The organism is Yokenella regensburgei, from assembly GCF_051486985.1.
GTDB lineage: Bacteria > Pseudomonadota > Gammaproteobacteria > Enterobacterales > Enterobacteriaceae > CBFFRJ01.
This window is the reverse complement of sequence record NZ_JAHVDV010000009.1, coordinates 129,019-141,546: the sequence shown is the minus strand read 5'-3', so window position 1 is coordinate 141,546 and position 12,528 is coordinate 129,019. Positions and strand designations below refer to the sequence as shown.

General features: G+C 54.4%; 10 protein-coding genes. 6 read left to right on the top strand and 4 right to left on the bottom strand.

The window, feature by feature from the left end:
* Window positions 1–701 precede the first annotated feature (701 nt).
* Window positions 702–1,769, bottom strand: coding sequence for an AI-2E family transporter (locus KXR87_RS09025; protein WP_437431926.1), 1,068 nt, complete (start codon window positions 1,767–1,769; stop codon window positions 702–704).
* Window positions 1,770–1,991: 222 nt separating this feature from the next.
* Here KXR87_RS09025 and bepA point away from each other — a divergent pair, with 222 nt between their 5' ends.
* Both bepA and arsC read left to right on the top strand, forming a co-directional pair.
* Window positions 1,992–3,455, top strand: a complete 1,464-nt coding sequence (gene bepA, locus KXR87_RS09020) for a beta-barrel assembly-enhancing protease (protein WP_437431925.1) — start codon at window positions 1,992–1,994, stop codon at window positions 3,453–3,455.
* Between the two features lie 12 nt (window positions 3,456–3,467).
* Window positions 3,468–3,827, top strand: coding sequence for an arsenate reductase (glutaredoxin) (gene arsC, locus KXR87_RS09015; RefSeq protein ID WP_437431924.1), 360 nt, complete (start codon window positions 3,468–3,470; stop codon window positions 3,825–3,827).
* Window positions 3,828–3,862: 35 nt separating this feature from the next.
* Here the strand turns inward: arsC and KXR87_RS09010 are convergent, their stop codons facing one another.
* The 3 genes from KXR87_RS09010 to upp form a co-directional block, all read right to left on the bottom strand.
* Complete coding sequence (locus tag KXR87_RS09010) at window positions 3,863–4,564, bottom strand: DnaA inactivator Hda (RefSeq protein ID WP_437431932.1); 702 nt, start codon at window positions 4,562–4,564, stop codon at window positions 3,863–3,865.
* Between the two features lie 95 nt (window positions 4,565–4,659).
* Complete coding sequence (gene uraA, locus KXR87_RS09005) at window positions 4,660–5,949, bottom strand: uracil permease (RefSeq protein ID WP_437431923.1); 1,290 nt, start codon at window positions 5,947–5,949, stop codon at window positions 4,660–4,662.
* Window positions 5,950–6,106: 157 nt separating this feature from the next.
* Window positions 6,107–6,733 carry a uracil phosphoribosyltransferase gene (upp, locus tag KXR87_RS09000; protein WP_437431922.1) on the bottom strand — a complete coding sequence of 209 codons (627 nt, stop codon included), beginning with the start codon at window positions 6,731–6,733 and terminating at the stop codon, window positions 6,107–6,109.
* 275 nt (window positions 6,734–7,008) lie between these two features.
* On the opposite strand from upp, the gene purM reads away from it, so the two are divergent.
* The 4 genes from purM to ppx all read left to right on the top strand — a co-directional run bounded on the left by purM (window position 7,009) and on the right by ppx (window position 12,527).
* On the top strand, window positions 7,009–8,046 hold the full coding sequence (purM, locus tag KXR87_RS08995; protein WP_437431921.1) for a phosphoribosylformylglycinamidine cyclo-ligase: 1,038 nt from the start codon (window positions 7,009–7,011) through the stop codon (window positions 8,044–8,046).
* Window positions 8,043–8,681, top strand: a complete 639-nt coding sequence (purN, locus tag KXR87_RS08990) for a phosphoribosylglycinamide formyltransferase (protein ID WP_437431920.1) — start codon at window positions 8,043–8,045, stop codon at window positions 8,679–8,681. The genes purM and purN overlap by 4 nt, the downstream gene beginning before the upstream one ends.
* 234 nt (window positions 8,682–8,915) lie before the next feature.
* Entirely contained in the window at window positions 8,916–10,982 is a 2,067-nt protein-coding gene (gene ppk1 / locus KXR87_RS08985) for a polyphosphate kinase 1 (RefSeq protein WP_437431919.1), read from the top strand.
* Between the two features lie 3 nt (window positions 10,983–10,985).
* Window positions 10,986–12,527 (top strand): exopolyphosphatase, encoded by a 1,542-nt coding sequence (gene ppx, locus KXR87_RS08980; RefSeq protein WP_437431918.1) that lies wholly within the window; start codon window positions 10,986–10,988, stop codon window positions 12,525–12,527.
* The last annotated feature ends 1 nt before the right edge of the window (window position 12,528 follow it).

Here is a 12,528-nt window from a genome sequence, read left to right as displayed (position 1 = left end):
GGCGCGCGTTGCAGGGACGCTGCATCGCGCCCGCTCCCGGAAAGCCCGGAGAAACAAGCGGAGGGTCACCGCGAAGCGGCAGTTTTCGTGCCGGGAGCCGGGATTGTTAAGGGCGTGGCGGAGAACGCCCTTAACACGTTCACGGGGGAAGGTGTTTCATGGAAGCGCGACACATGAGGTGAACGGAACCATTCCACCGGAGGTCAGCGGAACCACGCTTTTTACGGCTGAAACCCTTCGGGCCAGTCACGCGCTGTTCCCCTCACCCCAAAGGGGCGAGGGGGAAAAGCGTGCCCGGTTTTGCACATGAGGTGAACGGAACCGTTCCAACGAAGGTAAGCGGAACCGCGCTTTTTAAGGCCGGAACCCTTTGAGCCAGACACCCACTGTTCCCCTCACCCCGACCCTCTCCACGAAGGGGCGAGGGGGAAAAGCGTGCCCGGTTTAGCACATGAGGTGAACGGAACGATTCCACCGGAGGTCAGCGGAACCACGCTTTTTACGGCTGAAACCCTTCGGGCCAGTCACGCGCTGTTCCCCTCACCCCGACCCTCTCCCCGAAGGGGCGAGGGGGAAAAGCGTGCCCGGTTTAGCATGTGAGGTGAACGGAACCATTCCACCAGTGGTCAGCGGAACCACGCTTTTTACGGCTGAAACCCTTAAGCCATCCCCCCTTCCCCTCCCTGAGGGAGAGCCGCCGGTCAGTGTGGGTCGTCCACTACTACGCCATCAGGCCAGGCGTGAATCACAGCTTTGACCAAGGTCGCAAGAGGAATGGCAAAGAAGACGCCCCAGAACCCCCATAGTCCGCCGAAAATAATCACCGACAGGATGATGACCAGCGGGTGTAAATTCACCGCTTCCGAGAAAAGCACCGGCACCAGCAGGTTACCGTCCAGCCCCTGAATAATGAGATAAACAGCAAAACAGCTCCAGAACTCCGTGCCCGCGCCGAACTGGAACAGCGCCACGCAGATGACCGGAATGGTGACCACAAAGGCACCGATGTAAGGAATCAATACCGAGAACCCTACCAGCACGGCTAACAGCAGCGAGTAGTTAAGGCCAAAAAGTAAAAAACCAAACCAGGTGGCAACGCCCACCACCACCATTTCCAGCACTTTGCCGCGAATGTAGTTGGTTATCTGCTGATTCATCTCTTTCCACACCTGGCCTGCCAGCCCCCGGTTGCGGGGCAGCACGCGGCGCACGGCATTGAGCATCTGATCTTTATCTTTTACCAGGAAGAAGACCATCAGCGGCACCAGCACCAGATAGACCGCCAGGGTTAACAGGCCTACCAGTGAGGCGAGCGAGTATTTGACCACTGAGTCGCCCATGCCAAGCAGCCGGGTACGCATATTTTCTGCCATTGCATCGATAATCCCGGCGTCCATAAGCATCGGATAGCGGCGCGGGAGCGTGGCGGCAAAATCAGAGAGTTTATTGAGCATGCCCGGCATGTCGCGGATGAGATTCATCCCCTGCTGCCAGGCAACTGGCATCACCACAAAGGCCATCACCATCACAATACCGACAAACAATATGAGGACCATTGATGCCGCCCAGCGGCGGGAAAAACCGATACGCTCCAGGCGAACCGTCGGCCACTCAAGCAGATAAGCCAGCACCAGCGCAACCAGAAGCGGGGCCAGCAGGCCATTGAAAAAGAAGAGAATAATGAAACCTGCCAGCAGAATAACCAGCAACGCAATCGCCTCAGGATCACTGAAGCGACGACGGTACCACTGCATCAACAATTCGAGCATATGTTCCTTCCGGGAAAACCGGATTGAGCGGTGTAAGTAGGGGAAGTGTATCGAAATGCCACAAAAAAGACTTTGCTTTTTAGCGCCTTTCGCTGAAACCGCCTGCGGGGTAAAAAGATTTAAATCCATGAGTAACGCAGCTAAACTCCTTGTTCCATCACGCTGGAACAAACGCCAGCGCCGTCGGTCAAACGGTAACATCCACATTACAGGACTGAGGTTATGTTCAGGCAGTTGAAAAAAACGCTGGTCGCAACCCTTATCGCCGCGATGACGTTTAGTCAGGCTGCGCCCGCTTTTGCGGATTCGGTAGATGCGTTGCCGGATATGGGAACCTCCGCAGGAAGCACCCTGTCAATCGGCCAGGAGATGCAGATGGGCGACTTTTATGTTCGCCAGCTGCGTGGCAGTGCTCCGCTTATAAACGATCCCCTGCTGGTGCAATACATCAATGCCCTCGGTATGCGCCTGGTCTCGCATGCTGACTCGGTGAAAACGCCCTTCCATTTTTATCTGGTTAATAATGACGAAATCAACGCCTTTGCCTTTTTCGGGGGCAACGTGGTGCTGCATTCCGCGCTTTTCCGCTATGCCGATAACGAGAGCCAGCTGGCATCGGTGATGGCACATGAAATCTCCCACGTGACCCAGCGCCATCTGGCGCGCGCGATGGAAGATCAAAAACGCAGTGCCCCGCTCACCTGGGCAGGCGCGCTGGGATCGATTCTGTTAGCAATGGCCAGCCCGCAGGCAGGGATGGCAGCGCTGACCGGTACGCTCGCCGGTACGCGTCAGGGGATGATTAGCTTCACGCAACAAAATGAGCAGGAAGCGGATCGCATTGGTATCCAGGTGCTTCAGCGCGCCGGGTTCGACCCTCAGGCCATGCCGACCTTCCTCGAAAAACTGCTCGATCAGGCACGCTACTCTTCACGTCCCCCGGAAATCCTGCTGACCCACCCGTTGCCGGAAAGCCGCCTGTCGGATGCCCGTAACCGCGCCAACCAGATGCGGCCCGTGGTGGTGCAGTCGTCAGAGGATTTTTACCTGGCAAAGGCCAGGTCGCTCGGCATGTATAACTCCGGACGTAACCAGCTGACCAGCGACCTGCTTGATGCCTGGGCGAAAGGCAACGTTCGCGAACAACGCGCAGCGCAATACGGTCGAGCCCTGCAGGCAATGGAAAGCAAAAATAATGCAGATGCCATGCGAGCGCTGCAACCGCTGCTCAGTGCCGATCCGAATAATGCCTGGTTCCTGGATTTAGCGACCGATATCGATCTGGGGCAGAACAAAAACGCCGAGGCCGTTAACCGTCTTAAAAATGCCAGAGAGATCAAAACTAACCCGGTGCTGCAACTGAACCTCGCGAATGCCTATCTGACAAGCGGTCAACCGGCGGAAGCAGAAAAGATCCTCAATCGCTATACCTTTAACTGGAAAGATGACGTCAACGGCTGGGAGTTACTCGCGCAAACGGAAGCCGCGCTGAATCACCGCGATCTGGAACTGGCTGCCCGTGCTGAAGGGCAGGCTCTGGTAGGACGCCTCGATCAGGCCATTACCCTGCTCAGCAGCGCCAGCACCCAGGTTAAACTCGGCAGCCTGCAGCAGGCACGCTATGACGCCCGTATCGACCAGCTTCGTCAGCTGCAGAAAACGTTCCGCCCGTACGAGAAGATGTAATCAGGAGAAAAAATGACCGACGCGGTGAAGATTTATCACAACCCCCGCTGCTCAAAGAGCCGTGAGACTCTGAATTTGCTGAAAGAACATGGCGTTGAACCTGAGGTAGTGTTGTACCTGGATACCCCTGCGGATGCCGTGACCCTTCAGGCTTTACTTAATATGTTGGGCATGACCAGCGCCCGTGAGCTGATGCGTCAGAAAGAGGATCTCTATAAATCGCTGGAGCTTGGCAACAGCGCGCTTTCAGAAAAGGCGCTGATTCAGGCAATGGTGGAAAATCCGAAGCTGATGGAGCGTCCGATTGTGGTCGCCAACGGCAAAGCGAGGATTGGCCGCCCGCCGGAACAGGTGCTTGAGATAATCACCTGACAGCCGGATGCCCGGTAGCGCGTTGTCTGCCGGGCCTACAGTTTGAGAATATCTTTAACAAAGGGAATGGTGAGTTTGCGCTGTGCTGTGATCGAGGCGCGATCGAGTTCATCTAAGGTGTCAAACAGCGTGCGCATTTCCCGGTCAAGACGTTTGAGCAGAAAGCGCCCCACATCTTCCGGCAACTCAAATCCACGCAGTCTTGCCCGTAGTTGCAGCGCCAGCAGTTTATCTTCGTCTGAAAGGGGTTGCAGCTTGTAGATTTGCCCCCAGTCCAGGCGTGACGCCAGATCCGGCAGCCCCAGCTTAAGCTGGCGTGGTGGCCTGTCACCGGTTATCAGTAAACGCGTTTTGCCCGATTCCAGAATGCGATTGTAGAGATTAAATATCGCCATCTCCCAGAGCTCATCCCCTGCGACACATTCGATATTATCAATGCAGACCAGCGAAAGGTGCTCCATGCCGTCCAGCACTTCCGGCACAAACCACGTTCGCTTATCAAGAGGCACATAGCCGACCGCATCACCACGTTGGGATAACTCCGCACAGGCCGCATGCAGCAGATGACTGCGCCCCGCACCTTCACGCGACCAGAAATAGATGTATCCGCTATGATCCTGGCGAAGGACATTTTGCAACGCCGCCAGCAAAGAAGGATTGTCGCCCGGCCAGAAACTCGCGAAAGTTTCGTCGTCAGGGAGATAGAGTGGCAGGGAAAGCTGTGCCGGTGTGTTCAGACGTACCTCAACAGGGCTTTAATAAAACGCAGCGAGTTTATCATAAAACTACGCTGCGTTTGAACCGGACAAAATACCCGGCTTACGAATGGCCTTTAGTGCGTATTCGCGTTGCTGTCCTCGGCGTCCAGAACCACCTCTTCCGGGCGCAGCACGCTGATCAATTTGAAGATCAGGCTCAGGCCCACGCCGACGATGGTCGCCAGTGCCATGCCTTTCAGTTCAGCTGCACCAATATGCACTTTCGCACCACTCACCCCGATAATCAGGATGACGGAAGTGAGGATCAGATTTTGCGCTTTGCTGTAATCCACTTTGGATTCGATCAGTACGCGTATACCAGAGGCACCAATGACCCCGTACAGCAGCAGAGAGACGCCGCCCATCACCGGGACCGGGATAATCTGAATCGCCGCCGCCAGCTTGCCAACACAAGAGAGCAGGATAGCAATGATCGCCGCACCGCCGATAACCCAGGTACTGTAGACGCGGGTGATAGCCATTACACCGATGTTCTCACCGTAGGTGGTGTTCGGCGTGGAGCCAAAGAAGCCGGAGATCATGGTTGAAAAACCGTTGGCAAACATGGAGCGGTGCAGGCCCGGATCGCGAATCAGATCTCTCTTCACGATATTGGCCGTGACCACCAGGTGGCCCACATGTTCTGCGATAACCACCAGCGCAGCAGGCAGAATAGTGAAGATAGCAAACCATTCAAAACGCGGCGTGTAGAAGGTAGGCAGCGCGAACCAGTGCGCCTGAGCAATCGGGGTGAAATCGACCACGCCCATAGCGAAGGAGAGCGCATAGCCCGCCAGCACACCGATAAGAATCGGGATGATGGCCATAAAGCCACGGAACAGCACGGAACCAAACACCGTCACGCCCAGCGTGACCAGGGAGATGATGACGGTTTTAGTATCAGCAGACTGCCCTTCGGCAGGCAGCAATCCTGCCATACCCGCCGCTACGCCAGCGAGCTCAAGCCCGATGACGGCAACGATTGCGCCCATCGCCGCAGGCGGGAACATAACGTCCAGCCAGCCCGTACCGGCTTTCTTAACGATAAACGCCACGACGCAGAACAAGGCGCCACACATGATGAAACCACCTAAGGCCACTTCGTAACCCAGCGGCAACAGCAGTAAAACCGGTGAAATAAAGGCAAAGCTGGAACCCAGGTACGCCGGAATTTTCCCTTTACAGATAAAGAGATACAGTAGCGTTCCGACACCGTTGAACAGCAACACGGTGGCCGGGTTGATGTGAAACAGGATTGGCACCAGCACGGTTGCGCCAAACATCGCGAACAGGTGCTGCAAACTAAGCGGGATTGTCTGTAAAAGCGGCGGTCTTTCACTCACCCCGATAGCACGGCGCGTCATAGTGTTTTCCTCTGAGTGTGATTCATGTGTTATTAATGTTCCGCTCATCGTTCATCGCACAGTTTTTGTGAACTGTGTGAGGAAATCAGGCGGATTCTGTTGTGGTTTACGCCAAAAAAAAGCCGACTCTCAAAGTCGGCTTTTATTTTTAATGCATTTACTTGGTACCAAAAATCTTGTCGCCGGCATCGCCGAGGCCCGGAATAATGTATCCGTGCTCATTGAGGCCGTGGTCGATGGACGCGGTGTAAAGCTCAACGTCCGGGTGCGCTTTCTCCAGCGCGGCGAGGCCTTCCGGGGCAGCCACCAGGACCAGCACTTTGATGCTGTGGCAGCCCGCATTTTTCAGCAGGTCAATGGTGGCAATCATCGAGCCGCCAGTGGCCAGCATCGGGTCAACGACCAGCGCCATACGCTCGTCGATGTTAGAAACCAGCTTCTGGAAGTAAGGAACCGGCTCCAGCGTCTCTTCGTTACGGTAAATACCCACGACGCTGATACGTGCGCTCGGCACATGTTCCAGTACGCCTTCCATCATGCCAAGACCGGCACGCAGAATCGGTACTACGGTGATTTTTTTGCCCTTGATTTGATCCACTTCAACCGGGCCATTCCAGCCCTCAATCACGACGCGCTCTGTTTCAAGATCCGCAGTCGCTTCATAGGTCAGTAAGCTACCGACTTCCGAGGCGAGTTCACGAAAGCGTTTGGTGCTGATGTCATTTTCGCGCATCAGGCCCAGCTTGTGTTTGACGAGTGGGTGTTTTACTTCCACGACCTTCATACTCTTCTCCTTCCCCAGAAAGGTGGTAGCCACAAAAAAAATCGCCGGATTATACCGCTTTTTTTCCGTTGCGCTACAGATTCAGCGTTGATCCGGATCAAATAGACTGGAAATGAGTATATCTCAGGAAACCAGACCGCCCGGAAATAATGGACTCGCAAACGTTTGCCTTCGCTGTTAGAATTGCGCCGAATTTATTTCTATCCCTGTTAACGTCAGGTGCCTACCTGAACGATAACAGGTGAACCGCAAGCAAACGCGTGGGGACTCAAGCAGTGACCGATAAAACCTCTCTTAGCTACAAAGATGCCGGTGTTGATATTGACGCAGGTAATGCTCTGGTAGACCGAATCAAAGGCGTAGTGAAGAAAACCCGTCGTCCCGAAGTGATGGGCGGCCTGGGTGGCTTCGGCGCGCTGTGCGCTTTGCCGCAAAAATATCGTGAGCCAGTTCTGGTTTCCGGCACTGACGGCGTGGGTACAAAACTGCGTCTGGCGATGGATCTGAAACGTCACGACAGCATTGGTATCGATCTCGTGGCTATGTGCGTGAATGACCTTGTGGTCCAGGGGGCCGAACCGCTGTTTTTCCTCGACTATTACGCCACCGGCAAACTGGATGTGGACACCGCCTCCAGCGTGATCACCGGTATTGCAGAAGGTTGCTTACAATCAGGCTGTGCGCTGGTCGGTGGCGAAACCGCTGAAATGCCGGGCATGTACCACGGTGAAGATTACGATGTAGCGGGCTTCTGCGTTGGCGTTGTTGAAAAATCAGAAATCATCGACGGCTCAAAAGTGACGGATGGTGATGTCCTGATCGCACTGGCCTCCAGCGGCCCACACTCCAACGGCTACTCCCTGGTGCGTAAAGTCATCGAGGTCAGTGGTTGTGATCCCGAAACGACCCAGCTTGATGGCAAATCACTGGCTGACCATCTGTTAACGCCAACCCGCATCTATGTGAAATCGATCCTTGAGCTGATTGCGAACGTCGATGTGCACGCCATTGCCCACCTGACCGGCGGCGGCTTCTGGGAAAATATTCCGCGCGTACTGCCCGACAACACCCAGGCGGTGATTGATGAATCCTCATGGCAGTGGCCTGCCGTGTTTGACTGGTTGCAAACCGCCGGTAACATCAGCCGTCACGAGATGTACCGTACTTTTAACTGCGGCGTCGGCATGGTGATTGCGCTGCCGGAATCAGAAGCGGATAAGGCTATCGCCCTGCTGAATGCAAAAGGTGAAAACGCCTGGAGAATCGGTATCATCAATGCCTCCGATTCCAGTGAACGCGTGGTCATTGAATGAAAAATATCGTGGTGCTCATTTCCGGTAACGGAAGCAATTTGCAGGCGATTATTGATGCCTGCATGCAGAAGAAGATCAATGGCACCATCAGGGCAGTATTCAGTAACAAGGCCGACGCGTTCGGCCTTGAACGGGCGCGTGAGGCGGCGATCCCCGCCCACGCCCTTCTGGCCTCCCAGTTTGCCAGCCGTGAAGCCTTCGATCGTGAGTTAATGCAGGAGATGGATGCCTACGCCCCGGATCTGGTCGTGCTGGCGGGTTATATGCGCATCCTTAGCCCGGCGTTTGTCGCGCACTACGCGGGCCGCTTAATCAATATTCATCCTTCCCTGCTGCCGAAATATCCTGGCTTACATACCCACCGTCAGGTGCTTGAGAACGGCGATGAGGTTCACGGCACCTCAGTGCATTTTGTTACTGACGAACTCGACGGCGGCCCGGTGATTTTACAGGCACAAATCCCGGTGTTTGAAGGCGACACGGAAGAGGAGATCACCGCCCGGGTGCAGACGCAGGAACACGCCATTTATCCTCTGGTGGTGAGCTGGTTTCTGGAAGGACGTCTTACCATGCACGATAACAGCGCCTGGCTTGATGGCCTCTGCTTACCTCCTCAGGGCTACGCTGCGGAATAAGCGCATTTTTCCGTTACCTGCGCGCGACTTACGGTTGCGCGCAACATCTGAATCCGGCTAAAAACGGATTACTGTCATACTTATCTGTCACAGTTGGACATCTTAAGGCAAAGCTCGCCATAATGTAGGGTGTCTTTCTCACGCAAACGCCAATAACGTTTACCTGCACATGAGGACACCGCCTGGCGAGAAGGAATTGCCGTGTCCCGAGAGTTAACTGGAGTGTAAGCTGTAATGGGTCAGGAAAAGCTATATCTGGAAAAAGAACTGAGCTGGTTGTGCTTTAACGAGCGTGTGCTTCAGGAAGCGGCAGACAAAAGTAATCCGTTGATCGAACGCATGCGTTTTTTGGGCATTTATTCAAATAACCTTGATGAGTTCTATAAGGTCCGCTTCGCAGAACTTAAACGCCGTATCATTATTAGCGAAGAGCAAGGGCAAGGAACGAACACCCAATCACGTCATTTGCTGGGTAAAATTCAGACCAGAGTCCTTAAGGCCGATCAGGAATTTGACTCGCTCTACAATGACCTGCTGCTGGAAATGGCGCGTAACCAAATCTTCCTGATTAACGAACGCCAGCTCTCCGTCAACCAGCAAAACTGGCTACGCCATTACTTCAAACAGTACTTACGCCAGCACATCACCCCGACGCTAATCAATCGCGAAACCAATCTGGTTCGTTTCTTAAAAGACGATTACACCTATCTGGCGGTTGAAATTATCCGGGGCGACGCGATTCGCTACGCGCTGCTGGAAATTCCGTCAGACAAGGTTCCGCGCTTTGTGAATCTGCCGCCGGAAGCGCCGCGCCGTCGCAAGCCCATGATCCTTCTGGACAACATCCTGCGCTACTGTCTGGACGATATCTTTAGCGGCTTTTTTGATTACGATTCACTGAACGCCTACTCGATGAAAATGACCCGTGATGCCGAATATGACCTGGTGCACGAAATGGAGTCGAGTCTGATGGAGCTGATGTCATCCAGCCTGAAACAGCGCCTGACGGCAGAGCCGGTGCGTTTTGTTTACCAGCGTGACATGCCGGATGCGATGGTCGAGATGCTGCGCGAAAAACTGACCATCTCCCGCTTTGACTCCATTATTCCGGGGGGGCGATACCACAACTTTAAAGACTTTATTGGCTTCCCGAACGTCGGCAAAGCCAATCTCGTCAACAAGCCGCTGCCGCGCCTGCGCCATCTCTGGTTCGATAAATTCCGCAACGGATTTGACGCCATCCGCGAGCGCGATGTGCTGCTCTATTACCCATATCACACCTTTGAGCATGTGCTTGAGCTGCTGCGCCAGGCGTCATTTGACCCCAGCGTGCTGGCCATCAAGATCAATATTTACCGTGTGGCAAAAGACTCACGCATCATCGACTCAATGATCCACGCCGCCCACAATGGTAAAAAAGTGACCGTAGTGGTGGAACTGCAGGCGCGTTTCGACGAAGAGGCCAATATTCACTGGGCCAAACGTCTGACCGAGGCGGGCGTACAGGTTATCTTCTCCGCCCCGGGCCTGAAAATTCACGCCAAGCTGTTCCTCATTTCACGCATGGAAGGGGAAGAGATTGTACGTTATGCGCACATCGGGACCGGTAACTTTAACGAAAAGACCGCGCGTATTTATACTGACTACTCGCTGCTTACCGCCGATGCACGTATTACTAATGAAGTACGTCGGGTGTTTAGCTTTATTGAAAACCCTTACCGCCCGGTGCATTTCGACTATTTGCTGGTGTCGCCACAGAACTCGCGTCCGCTTCTTTATGAAATGATTGATAAAGAGATTGCGAATGCGCAGAAGGGCATTCCAGCGGGTATTACCCTTAAAATCAACAACCTGGTGGATAAAGGGTTGGTTGACCGCCTTTATGCTGCCTCAGGTTCGGGGGTACAGGTTAACCTGCTGGTACGTGGTATGTGTTCATTGATTCCCGAACTGGCGGGCATCAGTGATAATATTCGCGTCATTAGCATCGTTGATCGTTTCCTTGAGCACGACAGGATCTATATTTTTGATAACGGTGGCGACAAAAAAGTCTATCTGTCGTCGGCCGACTGGATGACGCGAAATATTGATTACCGTATCGAAGTAGCGGCCCCGCTACTGGACCCACGCCTTAAACAGCAGGTCCTGGATATCATTGACATTCTGTTTAGTGATACCGTTAAGGCACGCTACGTCGATAAAGAACTGAGTAATCGTTATGTGCCGCGCGGCAATCGCCGTAAAGTGCGCGCGCAGCTCGCGATTCATGACTATCTGACTTCACTTGAACAGCCTGATTAATCTATGCCGATAAATGACAACACACCACGACCGCAGGAGTTTGCGGCGGTCGATTTGGGTTCGAACAGTTTTCATATGGTGATCGCGCGCGTTGTGGATGGGGCAATGCAGATCATCGGCCGCCTTAAACAGCGTGTGCATCTGGCTGATGGCCTTGATGCAGACAGTATGCTGAGCGAAGAGGCGATGGAGCGCGGGTTGAACTGCCTGTCGCTTTTTGCCGAACGCCTGCAGGGTTTCGAACCCTCCAGCGTCTGCATCGTGGGCACGCACACGCTGCGCCAGGCTCGCAATGCCGCTGAGTTTCTCAAACGCGCGGAGCAGGTCATCCCCTACCCTATCGAGATCATTTCCGGTAATGAAGAAGCGCGTCTGATTTTCATGGGCGTTGAGCATACGCAGCCGGAAAAAGGGCGCAAGCTGGTTATCGATATTGGTGGTGGCTCGACGGAACTGGTCATCGGTGAAGATTTCGAACCCAGACTGGTGGAGAGCCGCCGTATGGGTTGCGTCAGTTTTGCCCAGACCTACTTCCCTGGCGGCGCTTTAAATCGTGAATGCTTCCAGCGTGCCCGCATCGCAGCTGTACAAAAGCTGGAAACGCTGGCATGGCAGTACCGCATCCAGGGGTGGAATGTCGCTTTAGGAGCTTCAGGCACCATCAAGGCTGCCCATGAAGTGCTGCTGGCTATGGGTGAGAAAGATGGATTTATCACCCCTGAACGCCTGGATAAACTGGTTGCAGAAGTGCTGAAGTATAAAAATTTCAGCGAACTGAGTCTGCCGGGCCTCTCTGAAGAGCGCAAAGTGGTCTTCGTGCCAGGCCTTGCCATTCTTTGCGGGGTTTTTGATGCGCTGGCTATCAAAGAACTCCGACTCTCTGATGGCGCGCTCCGTGAAGGCGTGCTCTATGAAATGGAGGGGCGCTTTCGTCATCAGGACATCCGCAGCCGTACCGCTCAGGCATTAGCCAATCATTACAACATCGACCGCGAGCAGGCGCGTCGTGTGCTGGAGACCACCACGCACATGTACGATCAATGGCAGGCGCAAAATCCGAAGCTGGCGAACCCGCAGCTGGCGGCCTTGCTGAAATGGTCCGTCATGCTCCACGAAGTAGGACTCAACATAAATCACAGCGGGATGCACCGCCACTCAGCTTATATTTTGCAGCACAGTGATTTGCCCGGCTTTAATCAGGAGCAGCAACTGATGATGGCCACCCTGGTGCGCTACCATCGCAAAGGCATCAAGCTGGATGACTTGCCGCGCTTCACGCTCTATAAGAAGAAGCAGTTCCTGCCCCTGGTGCAGATATTGCGCCTCGGCGTGCTGCTCAATAATCAACGGCAGGCCACCACCACGCCGCCGACGCTTCGCCTGACCACGGATGACAATCACTGGACGCTCAGTTTCCCGCACGACTGGTTCAGCCAGAACGCCCTGGTGCTTTTCGATCTGGAAAAAGAGCAGGATTACTGGGAGGCCGTCACCGGCTGGCGCCTTAAAATTGAAGAAGAGCGGGCACCTGACGTAGCGGCCTGAT